At 58.2% G+C, this 18,936-nt stretch carries 20 protein-coding genes and 1 pseudogene; 18 read left to right on the top strand and 3 right to left on the bottom strand.

Annotation, left to right across the window (positions count from 1 at the left end; translation table 11 throughout):
• Nucleotides 1–33: 33 nt before the first annotated feature.
• The 6 genes and pseudogenes from ACA079_RS10160 to ACA079_RS10135 all read left to right on the top strand — a co-directional run bounded on the left by ACA079_RS10160 (nucleotide 34) and on the right by ACA079_RS10135 (nucleotide 4,623).
• Nucleotides 34–708, top strand: coding sequence for a polysaccharide lyase family 7 protein (locus ACA079_RS10160; protein WP_497703352.1), 675 nt, complete (start codon nucleotides 34–36; stop codon nucleotides 706–708).
• An 88-nt stretch (nucleotides 709–796) separates the two neighbouring features.
• A pseudogene (locus ACA079_RS10155) lies at nucleotides 797–1,045 on the top strand (site-specific integrase); the annotation flags it as partial.
• Nucleotides 1,046–1,067: 22 nt separating this feature from the next.
• Nucleotides 1,068–1,613, top strand: coding sequence for a GTP cyclohydrolase I FolE (gene folE / locus ACA079_RS10150; RefSeq protein ID WP_010456659.1), 546 nt, complete (start codon nucleotides 1,068–1,070; stop codon nucleotides 1,611–1,613).
• Between the two features lie 100 nt (nucleotides 1,614–1,713).
• Nucleotides 1,714–2,085, top strand: a complete 372-nt coding sequence (locus ACA079_RS10145; protein ID WP_192410515.1) for a glutathione S-transferase N-terminal domain-containing protein — start codon at nucleotides 1,714–1,716, stop codon at nucleotides 2,083–2,085.
• A 482-nt stretch (nucleotides 2,086–2,567) separates the two neighbouring features.
• Nucleotides 2,568–3,917: an NCS2 family permease gene (locus tag ACA079_RS10140; protein ID WP_059404688.1), complete on the top strand. Its 1,350-nt coding sequence runs from the start codon at nucleotides 2,568–2,570 to the stop codon at nucleotides 3,915–3,917.
• Between the two features lie 79 nt (nucleotides 3,918–3,996).
• Nucleotides 3,997–4,623 (top strand): LysE family translocator, encoded by a 627-nt coding sequence (locus tag ACA079_RS10135; RefSeq protein WP_008146144.1) that lies wholly within the window; start codon nucleotides 3,997–3,999, stop codon nucleotides 4,621–4,623.
• A 177-nt stretch (nucleotides 4,624–4,800) separates the two neighbouring features.
• Here ACA079_RS10135 and uraH read toward each other — a convergent pair whose 3' ends face one another.
• Complete coding sequence (gene uraH, locus ACA079_RS10130) at nucleotides 4,801–5,154, bottom strand: hydroxyisourate hydrolase (RefSeq protein ID WP_008146146.1); 354 nt, start codon at nucleotides 5,152–5,154, stop codon at nucleotides 4,801–4,803.
• Nucleotides 5,155–5,587: 433 nt separating this feature from the next.
• Between uraH and puuE the strand changes: the two genes are divergently transcribed.
• From puuE to ACA079_RS10090, 8 genes are all read left to right on the top strand, one after another.
• A complete protein-coding gene (puuE, locus tag ACA079_RS10125) occupies nucleotides 5,588–6,514 on the top strand; it encodes an allantoinase PuuE (RefSeq protein ID WP_059404690.1) in 927 nt (308 codons plus the stop codon).
• Nucleotides 6,511–7,026, top strand: coding sequence for a 2-oxo-4-hydroxy-4-carboxy-5-ureidoimidazoline decarboxylase (uraD, locus tag ACA079_RS10120; RefSeq protein ID WP_415767075.1), 516 nt, complete (start codon nucleotides 6,511–6,513; stop codon nucleotides 7,024–7,026). Before puuE ends, uraD begins: the two co-directional genes overlap by 4 nt.
• An 86-nt stretch (nucleotides 7,027–7,112) precedes the next feature.
• Nucleotides 7,113–8,108 carry an allantoicase gene (alc, locus tag ACA079_RS10115; RefSeq protein ID WP_461960548.1) on the top strand — a complete coding sequence of 332 codons (996 nt, stop codon included), beginning with the start codon at nucleotides 7,113–7,115 and terminating at the stop codon, nucleotides 8,106–8,108.
• A 138-nt stretch (nucleotides 8,109–8,246) separates the two neighbouring features.
• Complete coding sequence (locus ACA079_RS10110; protein ID WP_007960046.1) at nucleotides 8,247–8,750, top strand: ureidoglycolate lyase; 504 nt, start codon at nucleotides 8,247–8,249, stop codon at nucleotides 8,748–8,750.
• Nucleotides 8,751–8,800: 50 nt separating this feature from the next.
• Nucleotides 8,801–10,102 (top strand): urate hydroxylase PuuD, encoded by a 1,302-nt coding sequence (locus ACA079_RS10105; RefSeq protein ID WP_497633729.1) that lies wholly within the window; start codon nucleotides 8,801–8,803, stop codon nucleotides 10,100–10,102.
• Nucleotides 10,103–10,241: 139 nt separating this feature from the next.
• Nucleotides 10,242–11,600 carry a nucleobase:cation symporter-2 family protein gene (locus ACA079_RS10100; RefSeq protein ID WP_497703351.1) on the top strand — a complete coding sequence of 453 codons (1,359 nt, stop codon included), beginning with the start codon at nucleotides 10,242–10,244 and terminating at the stop codon, nucleotides 11,598–11,600.
• Nucleotides 11,601–11,756: 156 nt separating this feature from the next.
• Nucleotides 11,757–12,542 carry an outer membrane protein OmpK gene (locus ACA079_RS10095; RefSeq protein WP_497703350.1) on the top strand — a complete coding sequence of 262 codons (786 nt, stop codon included), beginning with the start codon at nucleotides 11,757–11,759 and terminating at the stop codon, nucleotides 12,540–12,542.
• Between the two features lie 375 nt (nucleotides 12,543–12,917).
• Nucleotides 12,918–13,703 carry an outer membrane protein OmpK gene (locus ACA079_RS10090; RefSeq protein WP_497455880.1) on the top strand — a complete coding sequence of 262 codons (786 nt, stop codon included), beginning with the start codon at nucleotides 12,918–12,920 and terminating at the stop codon, nucleotides 13,701–13,703.
• 133 nt (nucleotides 13,704–13,836) lie between these two features.
• Here ACA079_RS10090 and ACA079_RS10085 read toward each other — a convergent pair whose 3' ends face one another.
• Both ACA079_RS10085 and ACA079_RS10080 read right to left on the bottom strand, forming a co-directional pair.
• Nucleotides 13,837–15,009, bottom strand: a complete 1,173-nt coding sequence (locus tag ACA079_RS10085) for a patatin-like phospholipase family protein (RefSeq protein ID WP_497703349.1) — start codon at nucleotides 15,007–15,009, stop codon at nucleotides 13,837–13,839.
• A gap of 35 nt (nucleotides 15,010–15,044) precedes the next feature.
• Nucleotides 15,045–15,977, bottom strand: a complete 933-nt coding sequence (locus ACA079_RS10080) for a lipid A biosynthesis lauroyl acyltransferase (protein WP_497703348.1) — start codon at nucleotides 15,975–15,977, stop codon at nucleotides 15,045–15,047.
• A 118-nt stretch (nucleotides 15,978–16,095) separates the two neighbouring features.
• Between ACA079_RS10080 and minC the strand changes: the two genes are divergently transcribed.
• The 4 genes from minC to ACA079_RS10060 all read left to right on the top strand — a co-directional run bounded on the left by minC (nucleotide 16,096) and on the right by ACA079_RS10060 (nucleotide 18,916).
• A complete protein-coding gene (gene minC, locus ACA079_RS10075; protein ID WP_095129096.1) occupies nucleotides 16,096–16,833 on the top strand; it encodes a septum site-determining protein MinC in 738 nt (245 codons plus the stop codon).
• A gap of 201 nt (nucleotides 16,834–17,034) precedes the next feature.
• Entirely contained in the window at nucleotides 17,035–17,847 is an 813-nt protein-coding gene (gene minD, locus ACA079_RS10070) for a septum site-determining protein MinD (protein ID WP_033057165.1), read from the top strand.
• Complete coding sequence (gene minE, locus ACA079_RS10065; RefSeq protein WP_007898843.1) at nucleotides 17,847–18,101, top strand: cell division topological specificity factor MinE; 255 nt, start codon at nucleotides 17,847–17,849, stop codon at nucleotides 18,099–18,101. Before minD ends, minE begins: the two co-directional genes overlap by 1 nt.
• 179 nt (nucleotides 18,102–18,280) lie before the next feature.
• Nucleotides 18,281–18,916 (top strand): RluA family pseudouridine synthase, encoded by a 636-nt coding sequence (locus ACA079_RS10060; RefSeq protein WP_008146175.1) that lies wholly within the window; start codon nucleotides 18,281–18,283, stop codon nucleotides 18,914–18,916.
• Nucleotides 18,917–18,936: the final 20 nt, after the last annotated feature.

Raw genomic sequence — 18,936 nt, 5'->3', positions numbered from 1 at the left:
AAAAAGCGACATCAATGGACTGAGGCAAAAACCATGACTGTAGACATCAGCAACTTCACCATCGCTACCCCGCTTCCAATCTCCGACACCAACCCGATTGCGCTTGAGCTCATCGGCTGGCGCGCACTGATCGAATGCCCCGACGTCATCTCAATGCTTGACGATGGTTCGCTGCAGATGACGGCGCCGACACTTGGAGCCTCGAGCAAGAGCACACTACGAACCCGCTGCGAGTGGAAGGAGCCAGGTTACTGGCTGTTCTCCAGCGCTGCGGACCACTGGAACCGACAAGAAATGCGGCTGACGAAGGTCAACTCGCTACAGAAAGTCGTGATCGGCCAGATCCATGTGAAGGATTCAGAGCGACCTCCGGTAAAGGTGTTCTGGAACAAAGGAAAAATCACCATGGGGTTCCGAACCAGTTACCTCCAGGACGATCCGGTCAACTCGACGATTTTGGAGAACGTGCCGCTCGGTGCACTTTTCAAAATCAACATTCACGCCAATTCGAGCGGCGCCGTCTCTGTATCGGCAAGTTGTAACGGCGTCAAATCCACTTCCGCGATCATGCGCCTCGACAATACCTGGGACACGAAAACACTCGCCTTTCACGGCGGCGTGTACAACCAGATCGATTACTCCGACACCACCGACCCGCTAGACGGTTCTGTCTGCATCATCAGCGATCTGTCGATCACTCACGTCTGATACGACCTGCTCGGCCTGATGAGCAAAACAGGTTTCAGGGAAGCATCACTGCTGCACCTTGGCGACAGGGTGTAGCGGGATGCCCAAACCCGAAATGACCGATTTGGGGATTCGCGCCCGCCGGCAATACAACTGCCGGCACACATACGCTACCATGTGCCTCATGTCGGGGATGAACCCTGCGATTATTGCCACTCAGCTCGGTCATAGCGTTCAGATGTTGCTATCGACCCACACCCGATGGATCAACGCCAGCACCGACTGGGGTGAGCTCGGGAAGATTGAAAAGAGCTTGATTGGTACACAATTGGTACAGACAGAAACAGTACCCCTCTGAAACCCGTATGGAATCAGCCTCTGTGACACTGGAACAGAACTACACCGCGATTCTCGGCCAATTGGGCGAGGACGTCTCCCGCGAGGGCCTGCTCGACACGCCAAAACGTGCCGCCAAAGCCATGCAGTACCTCTGCCGCGGTTATGAACAGACACTGGAAGAGGTCACCAACGGTGCCTTGTTCAGCTCCGACAACAGCGAAATGGTGCTGGTGAAGGACATCGAGCTCTACTCGTTGTGCGAACACCACCTGCTGCCGTTTATCGGCAAGGCTCACGTCGCCTACATCCCTAGCGGCAAGGTATTGGGCCTCTCGAAAGTCGCGCGGATCGTCGATATGTACGCCCGCCGCCTGCAGATCCAGGAAAACCTCAGCCGCCAGATCGCCGATGCGGTCCAGCAAGTCACCGGCGCCCTGGGCGTTGCAGTGGTGATCGAGGCCAAGCACATGTGCATGATGATGCGCGGTGTGGAGAAACAGAATTCGTCGATGATCACGTCGGTGATGCTGGGTGAGTTCCGCGAAAACGCGGCCACCCGCAGCGAGTTTCTCAGCCTGATCAAGTAATTCGCAGCAGAAGAAAACCGGCATTCATCGCCGGTTTTTTTTCGCCTGTGAAAATCAGGTAAGCTGCGCGCCTTCTGTTTGCCCCTGTGAGGCTTATACCGTGTTCGTTAAAGCGCTTCGTGTCGGCCTTGGCCAACTGATCATCTTCATCGACTTCATCACCCGTCCGGGCAAAAAACAGCGCCCTGCCGAGGTTCAGGCTCAGGTCAACACGGCTGCCAAGGACCTGACCCTGTATCAGTTCCACGCCTGCCCGTTCTGCGTGAAAACCCGCCGCACCTTGCGCCGCTTGAACGTGCCGGTGGCGCTGCGCGACGCGAAGAACAACGAACAGGATCGCCAGGCCCTGCTGGAACAGGGCGGCAAGATCAAGGTGCCGTGCCTGCGCATCGAAGAGAATGGCCAGACGACCTGGATGTACGAGTCCAAGGTGATCATCGATTATCTGGACAAGCGGTTTGCTGCTGCCTGATGGTTTTGTGCTGGGGCTGATGGCCTCATCGCGAGCAAGCTCGCTCCCACAGTGGTTTGTGGGGTGACGGAAATCTGTGGTCAACACTGATCCCCTGTGGGAGCGAGCTTGCTCGCGAAGAGGCCGGCCCAGGCGCCACAAAATCCAGACCAAAATAAACCGGCCCTCGAGCCGGTTTATTTGTTTCTACCCTCAGGCTGCTTTCGCTGCCTGGGCCTGACGCAGCACCGCTGCCAGTCTTTTCAGCCCTTCGTCCTGCCGTGCCGGGAATGATCGTCTATAGCCGATATATCCCGATCAACAAACTTTTCGTCTACAAAATCAAAAACATTATTTGCTTTATTTGTATACAAAAGCATAATCCACTTCGTGCGAGTTCCTGACCAAGCGGTCAACAAATTCGCAAGCACCTCAAAGGGTCGCTGCCACCCTCATGGGTCCGGCCCTGGAAATAACAATAAAACTCTTGAGGAGTACTCGCTGTGGAAAGCCGCAAATCCGAAGCCCCGACGCTGGAACTCTCGCCGCCGTTACGCAATGGCTGGCTGGAGCGCATCTTCAAACTCACCTTGCATGGCACCACGGTGAAGACCGAGCTGATTGCCGGTCTGACAACCTTCATCACCATGGCCTACATCATCTTCGTTAACCCCAACATCATGGCCGACGCCGGGATCGATCACGGTGCCGCGTTCGTCGCCACTTGCATCGCCGCCGCACTGGGATGTCTGTTGATGGGCCTGTACGCCAACTGGCCGGTCGGCCTGGCGCCAGGTATGGGCCTGAACGCCTTCTTCACCTACACCGTGGTCGGCACCATGGGCTACAACTGGGAAACCGCCCTTGGCGCGGTGTTCGTTTCCGGTGTGTTGTTCATGATCCTGACGTTCTCGCGGATTCGCGAATGGCTGCTCAACAGCATTCCGGTGAGTCTGCGCTTCGCCATGGGCGCCGGCGTGGGCTTGTTCCTCGGGCTGATCGGCTTGAAAACCGCCGGTATCGTCGTCGACAGCCCGGCCACCCTGATCAAGCTTGGTTCCCTGCGTGAACCTGGTCCGCTGCTGGCCGCCATCTGCTTCCTGATGATCGCTGTACTCAGTTATCACAAAGTGTTTGGCGCGATCCTCATCAGCATCATCACCGTGACCCTCGCGGGTTGGGGTCTTGGGCTGGTGCACTACGAGGGCATCATGTCGGCCCCGCCGAGCCTGGCGCCGACCTGGATGGCGATGAACATCGCCGGCGTGTTTAACGTCAGCATGATCAGCGTGGTGCTGGCCTTCCTCTTTGTGCACATGTTCGACACCGCCGGCACCCTGATGGGCGTCGCCCAGCGCGCCAACCTGGTGAACGCTGACGGCAGGATCGAAAACCTTTCCCGCGCCATGAAAGCCGACAGTGCTTCCAGCGTATTCGGGGCGATGGTCGGTGTCCCGCCGGTTACCAGCTACGTGGAAAGTGCCGCCGGTGTAGCGGCGGGTGGTCGGACTGGTCTTACCGCTGTGACCGTAGGTGTGCTATTTATTGCCGCAATGTTTTTCGCACCGCTGGCTGGCATGATCCCCGCTTATGCAACCGCCGGTGCGCTGATTTATGTGGCAATGCTGATGATGGGCGGCATGAAGCACATCGAATGGGACGAAGCGACCGACAGCATTCCGGCGATCGTTACCGCGATCATGATGCCTCTGACTTTCTCGGTCGCCGACGGCATCGCGCTGGGCTTTATCACCTATGTAGTGCTGAAGGCCTTCACCGGTAAGCACAAGGAAATTTCCGTCAGCCTGTGGGTGCTCTGCGCGATCTTCATCGCCAAGTTCATTTTCTTGTAAGCCGTCTACGTTTCAAAAACAGTGTTTCAAAACAGCCTCACCCCGTCGGGTGAGGCTTTTGTGCAAATGGAGGAAAGTGATGAGTCTGGAAACCTGGCTGCTGTTCAGCGGCGCTGCGCTGGTGGTAATCCTGATCCCGGGGCCACTGTCTTTGCTGATGATCAGCAACAGTCTGAATTACGGTTTGCGTCGTTCTTACCCGGCGTTCCTGGGTGGCGTGATTGCGTCGATCTGCTTGCTCAGTGCGTCGGCGCTGGGTTTGGGCGCCTTGCTGCTGGCATCGGAACAGTTGTTCAGCGCCCTGAAGATCGTCGGGGCGCTGTACCTGTTCTATCTGGCCTGGCAGAGCTGGCAGCAATCGCGTCAGCCCTCCCACGGCGCTGAAGTGCCCCAGGCTGCGCCGGTTCCACGCTTTCGCGCACTGTTCGGGCGCGCGTTCATGTTGGGCGCCAGCAACCCGAAAGACATTCTGTTCTTCGCCGCTTTCCTCCCGCAGTTCCTTAGTGCCGAGCAGCCATTCCTGCCGCAGTTGCTGGTGATGATTGCGACCTGGACCGTGCTGGATTTGCTGTGCAAGTTGGCTTATGGGCTGGGTGCCCATGGTGCGGCGCGGTATCTGCGCAGCGGCAAGGGGCAGAGCTGGTTTAACCGGGTGAGTGCGGGGTTGTTCAGTGGTGCCGGTGCTGCGTCGTTGTTGAGCCGCTAAGGGCAAAAGATCGCAGCCTCGTTGCACTCGACAGCTCCTACAGGGGGGAATGCGTTTCCATGTAGGAGCTGCCGAAGGCTGCGATCTTTTGACTTTCTACAGGCAAAAAAAAGCCCGCAGTGTGAGCGGGCAAAAGACCAAAGAAGCTATATGCGCAGGATTTTTGGGGGGAAAGTCCTAGCTTCCTCTGTAGGTCGAATAGCTGTACGGCGAAATCAGCAACGGCACGTGGTAGTGATCCTGTTCCGCAGAGATGCCAAAACGCAGCACCACCACATCCAGGAACGCCGGCTCCGGTAGCTGAACGCCACGGGCGCGGTAGTAATCGCCCGCATGAAACTGAACCTGATAGACCCCGGAACGGTAGTCATCGCCTTGCAGCAGCGGTGCATCGACCCGGCCGTCGCTGTTGGTTATCGCAGTGGCGACCAATTCCAGCTGCGAACCTTCTACGCGATACAACTCGACCTTGATCGAGCTGCCCGGACAACCATGTGCAGCGTCTAAAACGTGAGTAGTCAAACGTCCCATTGATTCTGCGCGCCTGCCTGCGTGGAGCAGTCAGACCTCGCGCCTCCCGAAGTCAGTTGAAAAGGAGACCGCACCGATTCGGAGCACGAAACGCTGCGGCGAGCGACTGATTAAGACACTTTTCAAAAAAATTGTACACAATAAAAACGAGATTTTTGCTGCTATTCACGTCATGCAGGTATTCCCGGCGAATCTGCCACCGAACCATAGGATCAAAGGACCTTCTATCCATTAGCTGACCAATCAGGCAGGTTTCTTGCAATAACATGTGAAGATGACCGTCAGTGAAAAATGCAAAAAAACAGGCTTACAAAGTGGATATAAAGTTGTATACAATCAGCCCATCGCTGTGACGCCAGCCTGTCAACAAACCGCCAGGCCGCCACACAACCCTGACCTTGAACAAGTCGAACGAATAAGAAGGAAGACTGCAGTGAGCGCTGACTACCCACGCGACCTGATCGGTTACGGCAGTAACCCTCCTCACCCACACTGGCCGGGCAATGCCCGCATCGCCTTGTCCTTCGTGCTCAATTACGAAGAAGGCGGCGAGCGCAATATCCTGCACGGCGATAAAGAATCCGAAGCCTTCCTTTCGGAAATGGTCTCGGCGCAGCCGCTGCAAGGCGCGCGCAACATGAGCATGGAATCCCTTTACGAGTATGGCAGCCGCGCCGGCGTCTGGCGGATTCTGAAACTGTTCAAGGAATTCGACATTCCGCTGACCATCTTCGCCGTGGCCATGGCCGCCCAGCGCCACCCGGACGTGATCCGCGCGATGGTCGATGCCGGCCACGAGATTTGCAGTCACGGCTACCGCTGGATCGACTACCAGTACATGGACGAAGCGCAGGAACGCGAGCACATGCTCGAAGCGATCCGCGTCCTCACCGAAATCACCGGCGAGCGCCCACTGGGTTGGTACACCGGTCGCACCGGTCCGAACACTCGCCGACTGGTAATGGAAGAAGGCGGTTTCCTCTACGACTGCGACACCTACGACGACGACCTGCCCTACTGGGAACCGAACAACCCGACCGGCAAGCCGCACCTGGTGATTCCGTACACGCTGGACACCAACGACATGCGCTTCACCCAGGTCCAGGGTTTCAACAAGGGCGACGACTTTTTTGAATACCTCAAAGACGCATTCGACGTGCTGTATGCCGAAGGCGCCGAAGCACCGAAGATGTTGTCGATCGGCCTGCACTGCCGTCTGATCGGCCGTCCGGCGCGTCTGGCCTCGCTCAAACGCTTTATCGAATACGCTAAAAGTCATGAACAGGTGTGGTTCAGCCGTCGCGTCGACATCGCTCGCCACTGGCACGAAACCCACCCGTACCAAGGGGCCGCGAAATGAGCCACTTCCAAACCCTGAAGCCCTCGACCCTGAGCCGCGACGCGTTTGTCGCTGCCTTCGCCGACATCTACGAACATTCGCCATGGGTGGCCGAAAAGGCCTTCGACCTGGGCCAGGACGCATCAATCGACGAGATCGAAACCCTGCACCAACGCATGAGCGACATCCTGTTGAGCGCCGATCACGAAAGCCAATTGGCACTGATCAACGCTCACCCGGACCTGGCCGGCAAAGCCGCCGTCCAGGGCCAACTGACCGAAGCCAGCACCAATGAACAGGCTGGCGCCGGTATTCACCAATGCACGGCCGAAGAGTTTCAACGCTTCACCGAGCTGAACGACGCCTACAAAGCCAAGTTCAAGTTTCCCTTCATCATGGCGGTAAAAGGCAGCAACCGGCATCAGATCCTCGCGGCGTTCGAAACGCGTATTCACAACCCGGAAGACACCGAGTTCAAGTGCGCGCTGGCGGAGATCAACAAGATCGCCCTGTTCCGATTACTGACCCTATAGCGAGCCTTGCCCGAGTGTTTAAAACGCGAAGACACCCAGGGCACTGCAAGCATCCCAAGCCAACTAATTAAAGGCAGACAAGAAGAATGAAAGCTTACGCCGTACCTTTCGAGAAGTTCGTCAACCTGGCCGACGCCCGTTTGGGCACCAAAATCATCTCGGTCACCGATGACTGGTTCGCTGATGCCAACCGCCTGTTCCAGCCGACCCCGGCTGTGTGGAAGGAGGGCGTGTTCGATGACAACGGCAAGTGGATGGACGGCTGGGAGTCGCGCCGCAAGCGCTTCGAAGGCTACGACAGCGCCGTGATCCGCCTGGGCGTACCGGGTTCGATCAAAGGCGTGGACATCGACACTTCATTCTTCACCGGCAACTTCCCGCCGTCGGCCTCTCTGGAAGCGTGCTTCCTGGCCTCGGGCGAGCCGGACGACAACACCCAGTGGACTGAAGTGCTGTCCGCCGTCGAGCTGCAAGGCAACAGCCACCACTACCACGAAATCAACAACGACCAGGCTTTCAGCCACCTGCGTTTCAACATCTACCCGGATGGTGGTGTGGCCCGTCTGCGTGTTTACGGTGTTCCGTTCCGCGACTGGTCCGCTGTGGGCGACAACGAGCAAGTTGATCTGGCAGCAGCCCTGAACGGTGGCCGCGCCCTCGCCTGCTCCGACGAACACTTCGGCCGCATGAGCAACATCCTCAACCCGGGCCGTGGCATCAACATGGGCGACGGCTGGGAAACCGCACGTCGTCGCACGCCAGGCAATGACTGGGTCATCGTCGCGCTGGGTCATGCCGGCGAAATCGAGAAAGTCATCGTCGACACCCTGCACTTCAAGGGCAACTACCCGGACACCTGCTCGATCCAGGGCGCGTTCGTGAAGGGCGGTACCGACAGCCAGATCGAAACCCAATCGCTGTTCTGGCGCGAATTGCTGCCGGCGCAGAAACTGGAAATGCACGCCGAACACACCTTCGCCGAGCAGATCAAGGCGCTGGGCCCGATCACCCATATCCGCCTGAACGTGTTCCCGGATGGTGGTGTGAGCCGCCTGCGCGTCCTGGGCAAGGTCGCGAAGTAATGCTGAGACCGTAGGAGCTGCCGCAGGCTGCGATCTTTTGATCTTTGTTTTTTAAGGCAAGATCAAAAGATCGCAGGCTTCGCCAGCTCCTACAGGGAACGCAGTGAACCAAAAACGAATTTAGGTAAGAAGACCAGCATGCGCACATTGACGATTGAACCGCTGACCAAAGAAGCCTTCGCCCCTTTCGGTGACGTGATCGAAACCGACGGCAGCGATCACTTCATGATCAACAACGGTTCGACCATGCGCTTCCATAAACTGGCGACGGTGGAAACCGCCACGCCAGAGGACAACGCGATCATCAGCATCTTCCGCGCCGACGCGCAGGACATGCCGCTGACCGTCAGCATGCTGGAGCGTCACCCGCTGGGCAGCCAGGCTTTCATTCCGCTGCTCGGCAACCCCTTTCTGATCGTGGTCGCGCCACTTGGCGATGAACCTGTATCAGGCTTGGTCCGCGCCTTCGTCACCAACGGCAGGCAGGGCATTAATTACCATCGCGGCGTTTGGCACCATCCGGTGCTGACGATCGAAAAGCGGGATGACTTCCTGGTGGTTGATCGCAGTGGCACAGGCAATAACTGCGATGAGCATTTTTTCAAAGAGGATGAGCGTTTGATCCTCGCCCCCCACCAATAAGAGAAGGTCTGATCACTCGACAACAGAGTGACAGGCGAGAGGTAAAGACTGTGGAAGCACATCTGTTGGAATGGCTGAACCTGAGCGTGCGCTGGGTTCACATGATTACTGGCGTGGCCTGGATCGGTGCGTCGTTCTATTTCGTCTGGCTGGAAAACAACCTCAATCGGGTCAACCCGAAAAGTGGTTTGGCGGGCGATTTGTGGGCGATCCATGGCGGCGGTATCTATCACCTGGAAAAATACAAACTGGCTCCACCGACCATGCCGGACAACCTGCACTGGTTCAAATGGGAAGCCTATTTCACCTGGCTGTCGGGGATCGCGCTGCTGTGCGTGGTGTTCTACTCCAACCCGACGCTGTACCTGCTGGCACCCGGCAGCAGCCTGACCGGTCCTGAAGGGGTCGCACTGGGCATTGCCTCGTTGTTCGTCGGCTGGTTCGTCTACTCCTTCCTCTGCGACTCGGCCCTGGGCAAACGCCCTGCCCTGCTCGGCTTCATCCTGTTCGTGCTGATCATTGGCGCCGCTTACGGCTTCAGCAAAGTGTTCAGCGGTCGTGGTGCGTACCTGCACGTCGGCGCGATCATCGGCACCATCATGGTCGGCAACGTGTTCCGCATCATCATGCCGGCCCAGCGCGCACTGGTTGCCGCGATTGCCGAAAACCGCACGCCGGATCCGGCACTGCCGGCCAAAGGCTTGCTGCGTTCGCGTCACAACAACTACTTCACCCTGCCGGTGCTGTTCATCATGATCAGCAACCACTTCCCGAGCACTTACGGCAGCCAATACAACTGGCTGATCCTGGCCGGGATAGCGGTGCTGGCGGTGTTGGTGCGTCACTACTTCAACACCCGTCATGACAGCCACAAATTTGCCTGGACCTTGCCCGTTGCGGCAGTGGGCATGATCTGTCTGGCTTACGTGACTGGCCCGGCGCAGATGCCCAGCGCCCCTGAAGTGGCCAAGGCGCCTGGCACCATCGAGTACCAGCCGTTGCCGGAAACCGCCCTCGGTGGTGGTGCCAAACCTGAAGCGGCGAAACCTGCTGCACCTGCCGCTGCACCGGCTCAGGCGTCCAACGCCGGCCCCGGTTTCGACAAGGTTCACAGCGTGATTCAGGAACGTTGCGCGGTTTGCCACTCGGCCAAACCAACCAGCCCGCTGTTCAGTGCTGCACCGGCTGGCGTGATGTTCGATACCCCCGAGCAGATCCGTCAGAACGCTGCACGCATCCAGGCGCAAGCCGTCACCAGCCAGATCATGCCACTGGGCAACATCACCCAGATGACCCAGCAGGAACGTGACCTGATCGGTGCGTGGATTGTTCAGGGAGCTCCAACCAACTAACCGTTGAAAAGTATCGCGAGCAAGCTCGCTCCCACAGGGATTACGCAGAACCTGTGGGAGCGAGCTTGCTCGCGATTGGCCGCACTGCGGTCAACCTGATGCAAAAAATCACAAGAATAAAAAAGATCCGAGGTGTTGCATGTCCGAGCTATCCAAAGCGCGCATCCCCGACGCACCCGCCATTCAGCGTTTACCCCTTTTGCAACTGATCCTGGTCGGCCTGCAACACGTTCTGCTGATGTACGGCGGAGCCATCGCGGTGCCGCTGATCATCGGACAGGCCGCTGGCCTGAGTCGTGAAGAAATCGCCTTCCTGATCAATGCCGACCTGCTGGTAGCCGGGATCGCTACCATCGTGCAGTCGCTGGGCATCGGCCCCATGGGCATCCGTATGCCGGTGATGATGGGCGCCAGTTTCGCCGCTGTCGGCAGCATGGTCGCCATGGCCGGTATGCCGGGCATCGGTCTGCAAGGGATCTTCGGCGCAACCATCGCCGCCGGGTTCTTCGGCATGATCATCGCGCCATTCATGTCCAAAGTCGTACGCTTCTTCCCGCCTCTGGTGACCGGCACCGTCATCACCTCGATCGGTTTGTCGCTGTTCCCCGTGGCCGTCAACTGGGCCGGCGGCGGTGCTGGCGCTGCTCAATTCGGCTCACCGATTTACCTGGCCATCGCCGCGCTGGTGCTGGCCACCATTCTGCTGGTCCACCGCTTCATGCACGGTTTCTGGGTCAACATTTCCGTGCTGATCGGCATGTGCCTGGGTTACGTACTCTGCGGCCTGATCGGCATGGTCGACCTGAGCGGCATGGCCCAGGCGCCGTGGCTGCAATTCGTGACCCCGTTGCATTTCGGCATGCCGAAATTCGAACTCGCACCGATCCTTTCCATGTGCCTGGTGGTGGTGATCATCTTCGTCGAGTCCACCGGGATGTTCCTGGCGCTGGGCAAAATCACCGGCCAGGACGTCTGCCCACGAATGCTCCGTCGCGGCTTGTTGTGTGATGCCGGCGCTTCGTTCTTCGCCGGTTTCTTCAACACCTTCACCCACTCCTCTTTCGCGCAGAACATCGGCCTGGTGCAGATGACCGGCGTGCGTTGCCGTTCGGTCACCATCGTTGCCGGTGGTTTGCTGGTGGTGTTGAGTTTGTTGCCGAAAGCGGCGTTTCTGGTGGCCTCGATTCCACCTGCCGTACTGGGCGGCGCAGCGATTGCGATGTTCGGCATGGTCGCCGCCACCGGCATCAAGATTCTTCAGGAAGCCGACATCGGTGACCGTCGCAACCAATTGCTGGTGGCGGTGAGCATCGGCATGGGGCTGATCCCGGTGGTCCGTCCGGAGTTCTTCGCCCACCTTCCGATGTGGATGAGTCCCATCACTCACAGCGGTATTGCCATGGCGACGTTGAGTGCTTTGTCGCTGAACCTGCTGTTCAACATCCTCGGCGGCGCCGAACGCGCGGCCATCAACGACTGCCACGCTCACCCGCACTGATCGAACTCTGTGGCGAGGGGATTTATCCCCGTTGGGTCGCGAAGCGGCCCCGGCATTCTCTCAAGCAAACCGCATTCGCCTGTTTTACGGCTGCTTCGCAGCCGAACGGGGATAAATCCCCTCGCCACGAACAATAAAAACAAGAGGGAGCAATAGATGATTCGGACACAGACAAACATGCTGTTAGGCGGTGGTCTATTGGCCGCCAGTCAGGCCATGGCCGGCGATCTGCTGCTGTGGCAGACCAACAGCCTGAGCTATCTGTATGGCAAGGATTTCGCGGTCAACCCGTCGATCCAGCAGACGATAACCTTTGAGCACGCCGACCGCTGGAAGTACGGCGACAACTTCCTGTTCGTCGACAGCACTTACTACAACGGCGAGAAAGACCGGAACAAAGGCGTTCACGCCTATTACGGCGAGTTCAGTCCGCGCCTGTCTTTCGGCAAAATCCTCGACCGCCGTTTCGAATTCGGCCCGATCAAGGACGTGTTGCTGGCCATGACCTACGAGAATGGCGAGGACGACACCGAGGCCTATCTGATCGGCCCCGGTTTCGACCTCGCGGTTCCCGGCTTCAACTTTTTCACCTTGAACTTCTACTATCGCCAGACCGAAGGCTCGCGTCCCGGCGACGATGTCTGGCAGATCACGCCGGCCTGGTCCTACACCCTGCCGTTGGGCAACTCGAACCTGTTGATCGACGGCTACATCGATTGGGTCGTGGATAACGACCAGAACTCACAGGGCACCTACCACGCCAACCTGCACTTCAATCCGCAGATCAAGTACGACCTGGGTAAGGCCTTGGGCTGGCGGGAGAAACAGGTGTACGTCGGCGTCGAATACAGCTACTGGAAAGACAAGTACGGCATCGAAAACAACGGCAACTTCGACACTAATGAGAACACCACCAGCCTGCTGGTGAAGGTGCATTTCTAGATGATCCGCAACCGTGCCCCAAACCTGTCGTCGGTGCGCTGTTGCGGGGCACTTGAGACCTGGCCAAGGAGTCAGTATTCTCCGCGGCCGCCCGAATCCGCTTTAAAAAAAAGCCCGGATTTAATTCCTGACCAGAAAGCCAACTTATCCCGGCACTGGACGGTACCAAGGCACCCCAAAACCACTCTCAATCGACTGCTCTTGAGCAGCCGAGCGGGAGTTTTTTGGCTTTTCAAAAGCCTTGGCTCAGCTCTTGCTAACAGCACTGAAGCTGACCGATTGGATGATTTTTTACAGCTAAAGAAAAAGGCGCCACACCAGAGCGTCGACCTTAGAAAAATAACGTGGAACCACCTACTTTTTGGGAGCAACCGAATGAAACGTACGTGCACTAGCCTGATGCTGGCGGGATCGTTGCTGGCCGGGGGCCAGGCAATGGCTGGCGACTTGCTGCAATGGCAGAACAACAGCCTGACCTACCTGTATGGCAAGGACTTCCAGGTCAACCCGCGCATTCAGCAGACGGTGACCTTCGAACACGCCGACGGCTGGAAGTACGGCGACAACTTCATGTTCGTCGACAAGATTTTCTACAACGGCAAGGAAGATTCCTTCGCCGGTGAGAACACCTACTACGGTGAAATCAGCCCGCGCCTTTCGTTCGGCAAGATCTTCGATCAGAAACTCGAATTCGGCCCGATCAAAGATGTACTGCTGGCCATGACTTACGAGTTCGGTGAAGACGATACCGAGTCCTACCTGATCGGTCCTGCTTTTGACCTGGCGATTCCGGGCTTCGATTACTTCCAGCTGAACTTCTACAACCGTCACACCGAAGGCGACCGCCCAGGTGACAATATCTGGCAGGTCACTCCGGTCTGGTCCTACACCATCCCGGTGGGCGATTCGAACATCCTGATCGATGGTTTCATGGACTGGGTAGTCGACAACGACGTCAACAAAAAAGGCGAATACCACGCCAACCTGCACTTCAATCCACAGGTCAAATACGACTTGGGCAAGGCGCTGAACCTTGGCGAAAAGCAGTTGTACGTCGGCGTCGAGTATGACTACTGGAAAAACAAGTACGGTATTGAAGACAGTCAGGGCTTCAAAACCGATCAGAGCGTAACCAGCTTCCTGGTCAAGGTTCACTTCTGATTCGGCGGCGTCTGTAAGGACGCCATCGCGAGCAAGCTCGCTCCCACAGTTGATCAGTGGTGATCACAATTAATGTGTTCACAGGAGATCGAATGTGGGAGCGAGCTTGCTCGCGATGGCCGCACCGCCGATCTCAAGCCGAAACAACAGGCTCCGCCAACCCCAAAAACCGGCACAACTCCCCCCGCTTGGCCAACGCATCCCGCCGCCCCAAATCAATCAATTCGCTGCAGTACCCCGCCTCGAACAGCAGATAACTCAGCACCCCCGCCCCGCTCGTCTTGGTCGCCCCCGGTCCACGCAGAAACAAGCGCAGCGCCGCCGGCAATTCCTGCCGATGCCGCGCCGCAATCTCATCGATCGGCTGACTCGGCGAAATTACCAGCACATCTACCGGCGCTACACCCAGCGCGCGCGTCGGCGTGCCATCGGGCAGCAGATGACTGAACTGATTGAGCCGCTGCAGCAACTCGATGTCGCTTTCCAGGCTGTCAATGAACGTGCTGTTGAGCATGTGCCCACCGATCTGCGCCAGGCTCGGCTGCTGGCCGGTGTAGGCGCGTTGCAGCGGTTGTTCCGGGTCGACGCCGCGGGGGTTGCCGCTGACGCCCACCACCAGCACCCGGCTGGCGCCTAGGTGCAGCGCCGGGCTGATCGGTGCCGACTGACGTACCGCGCCGTCGCCGAAATACTCTTCACCGATTTTCACTGGCGCAAACAACAACGGAATGGCGGAACTGGCCAGCAAGTGATCGACGGTCAATTGAGTGGGGACGCCGATTCGCCGATGGCGCAACCAGGCATTGATGGTGCCGCCGCCCTGATAAAAGGTCACCGCCTGACCGGACTCGTAGCCGAACGCGGTCACCGCAACCGCCTGCAACTGCTTCTGTGCAATGGCCTCGGCAATCCCGCTCATCTGCAGTTTGTCGTCGAGCAATCCGCGCAGCGGCGAACTGTTGAGCAAGGCCACCGGCACCTGAGCGCCAATCCCGAGCAAACTGTGGCTGACAAAACGGCTGGCCTGGTGGATCACGCCCGGCCAGTCACTGCGCAACACCAGATGACTGCGAAAGCCCTGCCAGAAGGCTGTCAGACGTTGAATCGCACCCCGAAAATCCATCGCCCCACTGGCGAGGCTCACCGCGTTGATTGCGCCAGCCGAGGTGCCGACGATCACCGGAAACGGATTGCTCGCACCGACCGGCAACAATTCGGCAATCGCCGCCAGCACACCGACCTGATAAGCCGCCCGAGCCCCACCGCCGGAAAGAATCAACCCTGTAACCGGTTCAGCAGGACTCATCGCAACACTCCATGGTGCTTATAGGGATCGGTGGTTCAACCGCGTTTTGCGTACAGCTTCGGCTCACCCGGGGGACGGCTCTTGAAGCGGCGATGAGCCCAGAGGTATTGCTGCGGACATTCGCGCAAGACGCCTTCGACCCATTGGTTGATCCGCAGGCAATCGGCCTCTTCAGTTTCGCCGGGGAAACCCTCGAGCGGTGCATGAATCACCAGACGATAACCGCTGCCGTCCGCCAGACGCTCCTGAGTGAACGGCACCACCAGTGCCTTGCCCAACCGTGCAAACTTGCTGGTGGCGGTGACGGTCGCGGCCTGAATCCCGAACAGCGGCACGAAGATACTTTGCTTGGCGCCATAGTCCTGATCCGGTGCGTACCAGATTGCCCGGCCGGCCCGCAGCAGTTTGAGCATGCCGCGCACGTCGTCACGCTCCACCGCCAGCGAATCGACGTTGTGCCGCTCGCGCCCCAGGCGCTGGACGTAGTCGAACAATGGATTCTTGTGTTCGCGGTACATGCCATCAATGGTGTGCTGCTGGCCGAGCAACGCCGCGCCGATTTCCAGCGTGGTGAAATGAACGGCCATCAGGATCACGCCTTTGCCGTCGCGCTGGGCTTTTTTCAGATGCTCCAGCCCTTCGACATGGGCCAGTTTCGCCAGGCGCTCGCGCGACCACCACCAGCTCATGGCCATTTCGAAAAACGCGATGCCCGTGGAGGCGAAGTTTTCCTTGAGCAGGCGCTTGCGCTCGGCAGCGGTTTTTTCAGGGAAACACAGTTCGAGATTGCGCTTGGCAATGCGCCGTCTGTCGCCCGCTACTCGATACATCAATGCACCCAGGGCGCGACCGATCGACAGCAACGCCGGATACGGCAACTGGACAATCAGCCACAACAGCCCCAAGCCACACCACAGCGGCCAGAAACGTGGAGATAGAAATGCTGTTCGAAAACGCGGGCGATCCATTAAAGGTTCCGGAAAGACAATGGCCGCGCATTCTACATCGTTCGACCCGGCTTGCGGCTCGCGGGCGTTCTCGTTATAAGTCTCGGCACTTTTAGTGACAAGTCGTTGTATGCCGACCATGAGCCAAACCGAACCGCTAGACCAAGATCCCGTGTTCCAGCTGAAGGGCAGCATGCTCGCCATTACGGTGCTGGAGCTGGCCCGTAACGACCTCGAGAACCTCGATCGTCAACTGGCCGCCAAGGTTGCCCAGGCGCCTAACTTCTTCAGTAACGCGCCACTGGTGCTGGCCCTGGACAAACTCCCGGCCAGCGAAGGCGCGGTCGATCTGCCGGGCCTGATGCGCGTCTGCCGCCAGCATGGCCTGCGCACCCTGGCGATCCGTGCCAGCCGCATTGAAGACATCGCCGCGGCCATCGCGGTCGACCTGCCGGTGCTGCCACCGTCCGGCGCCCGTGAGCGTCCGTTGGACCCGCTCGAAGGTCAAGTCAAGAAAAAACCGGAAAAACCACCGGAGCCGACTATCAAGCCAACAAAAATCATCACGTCGCCAGTACGTGGTGGCCAGCAGATTTATGCCCAGGGCTGCGATCTGGTGGTGATCTCGTCGGTCAGCCCGGGGGCGGAACTTCTCGCCGACGGGAACATCCATGTATACGGCCCGATGCGTGGTCGAGTGTTGGCCGGCGTCAAAGGCGACACGAAAGCCAGGATTTTCTGTCAGCAAATGAGCGCTGAACTGGTTTCCATCGCAGGCCACTACAAGGTTTCGGAGGATCTGCGTCGCGACCCTTTGTGGGGCGCGGGCGTACAGGTCAGCCTGTCGGGCGATGTGTTGAACATCATTCGGCTTTAACGGATACTGCCGCATTTTCCAAACATCTCTAAAACGTAGCGAAAACGGCTCAAACGAAGTAGGAAAAAGGCCATAGGCAGTGTTTACCCGAGGTAAGCGCCGTTCTGGACCGAATTCCAGCCAAGGCTGTCCGACTGCAGTAGTTTTTCTAGAGATGTTTTTCAGGGGCTAAATGTCCTTTTTCCTTAGGGGTGAAACACCTTGGCCAAGATTCTCGTGGTTACATCCGGCAAGGGTGGTGTGGGTAAGACCACCACCAGTGCTGCTATCGGTACCGGCCTCGCACTGCGCGGTCACAAAACAGTTATCGTCGACTTCGACGTCGGTTTGCGTAACCTCGACCTGATCATGGGTTGCGAGCGCCGCGTGGTGTATGACTTCGTCAACGTGGTAAACGGCGAAGCCAACCTGCAACAAGCCCTGATCAAAGACAAACGCCTGGAAAACCTCTACGTACTGGCCGCCAGTCAGACCCGCGACAAAGACGCGCTGACCGTGGAAGGCGTGGAAAAAGTGTTGATGGCGCTGAAAGAAGACTTCGAATATGTGGTCTGCGACTCCCCGGCCGGCATCGAGAAAGGTGCCCACCTGGCCATGTACTTCGCTGATGAAGCGATTATCGTGACCAACCCGGAAGTGTCCTCGGTTCGTGACTCGGACCGCATGCTCGGCCTGCTGGCCAGCAAATCGCGCCGCGCTGAAAAGGGCGAAGAGCCGATCAAGGAACACCTGCTGCTGACCCGCTACAACCCGCAACGAGTCAGTGACGGCGAGATGCTCGGCGTCGAAGACGTCAAAGAGATTCTGGCGGTCGCCCTGCTGGGTGTCATTCCGGAATCCCAAGCGGTACTCAAAGCTTCCAACTCGGGCGTGCCCGTGATTCTCGACGACCAGAGCGATGCCGGTCAGGCATACAGCGATGCGGTCGATCGTCTGCTGGGCAAAACCGTGGAGCATCGTTTTCTCGATGTAACGAAGAAGGGATTCTTCGAGCGCCTGTTTGGAGGTAGATAATGAATCTTTTTGACTTCTTTCGTGCCAGCAAAAAGGTCAGCACCGCGTCGGTAGCGAAAGAGCGTCTGCAGATCATCGTGGCGCACGAACGCGGCCAACGCAGTACACCGGACTACCTGCCAGCCTTGCAGAAGGAATTGGTCGAGGTCATCCGCAAGTACGTCAATATCGGGTCCGATGACGTGCACGTCGCTCTGGAAAACCAGGGCAGCTGCTCGATTCTGGAACTCAATATCACCCTGCCTGACCGCTAGTCGATCAGACAGGAGCCACGGCGGCTCAGAACCTTTGAGCCCCTGTAGGAGCTGCCGCAGGCTGCGATCTTTTGATTTTGTTTTAAAAGCAGAATCAAAAGATCGCAGCCTGCGGCAGCTCCTACACGGGACAATGAAGGTTCTGAGCCGCCGTTGGCGTTTGTTACGAGGCTGTTTGAATGCCGCTGTCCAACATCCGCATCATCCATCAGGACGCCGCCGTACTGGTGGTGAACAAACCGACCCTGCTGCTCTCCGTCCCTGGCCGGGCCGACGACAACAAGGACTGCCTGATTACCCGCCTGCAGGAAAACGGTTACCCGGAAGCACGAATAGTCCATCGCCTGGACTGGGAAACCTCCGGCATTATTCTGTTGGCCCGTGATCCGGACACGCATCGCGAGCTGTCTCGGCAATTTCACGACCGCGAAACCGAAAAGGCCTACACCGCCCTGTGCTGGGGACAACCGGAACTGGACAGTGGCAGCATCGATCTGCCCTTGCGCTACGACCCGCCGACCAAGCCACGCCATGTGGTGGACCATGAATTCGGCAAACATGCCCTGACCTTCTGGCGCGTACTGGAGCGGTGCGGCGATTGGTGTCGTGTCGAATTGACGCCGATCACCGGCCGCTCCCATCAGTTGCGCGTGCACATGCTTTCCATCGGCCACCCATTGCTGGGTGACGGGCTGTATGCCCACGAGCAAGCACTGGCCGCTTGGCCACGACTATGTTTGCACGCGAGCATGCTGAGCTTCACTCACCCGCAAAGCGGCGAACGCTTGCGCTTCGAGTGCCCTGCTCCTTTTTAAGCAACCGCCGAACCAAAAAA

Source organism: Pseudomonas sp. LBUM1645 (assembly GCF_059716185.1).
The sequence above is the reverse complement of the archived record's forward strand: the minus strand, read 5'-3'. Positions and strand labels throughout refer to the sequence as shown.